The organism is Corallococcus praedator (assembly GCF_003612125.1).
Taxonomy (GTDB): domain Bacteria; phylum Myxococcota; class Myxococcia; order Myxococcales; family Myxococcaceae; genus Corallococcus; species Corallococcus praedator.
Genome location: NZ_RAWI01001332.1, coordinates 1 through 400 on the forward strand (window position 1 = coordinate 1; position 400 = coordinate 400).

General features: G+C 73.5%; 1 protein-coding gene. It reads right to left on the reverse strand.

All coding sequences use genetic code 11. The features are described from left to right. Window positions 1-137 precede the first annotated feature (137 nt). Window positions 138-400: Tim44 domain-containing protein (locus tag D7Y13_RS46645; protein WP_208734740.1), on the reverse strand; the 263-nt coding region annotated here is incomplete at its 5' end.

Genomic DNA, 400 nt, shown 5'->3' on the forward strand with positions numbered 1-400 from the left:
GTGCTACGCCGACCCCGCGCTCGCCGCCGAGCTGCTCGGCTGGCGCGCGACTCGCGACCTCGATGCGATGTGCGCCGACAGCTGGCGCTGGCAGACGCAGAACCCGGGCGGGTACGGCGACTGACTCCCGGCAGCCGCTAGAAGAGCGCTTGCTGGCGGGCCAGCCGCCACGACGGCGCGCCCGCCTTGTCGCAGCTCAGCATCCACAGCTCGCGGAACGGCACCGCGCCCTCCTCGGCCGACTCGCGGATGAGGCCCGAGAACTCGACGCTCGCCAGGTAGGCCGCGCCGACCTCCTCGATGCCGATGAGTTCGGCGTGCAGGGTGATGACGTCGGTGCGGTTCGGCGCGCCGCCGCGGCTGCCGAGCACCGGCAGCAGCTGCTCGAGCATCTCGGGCG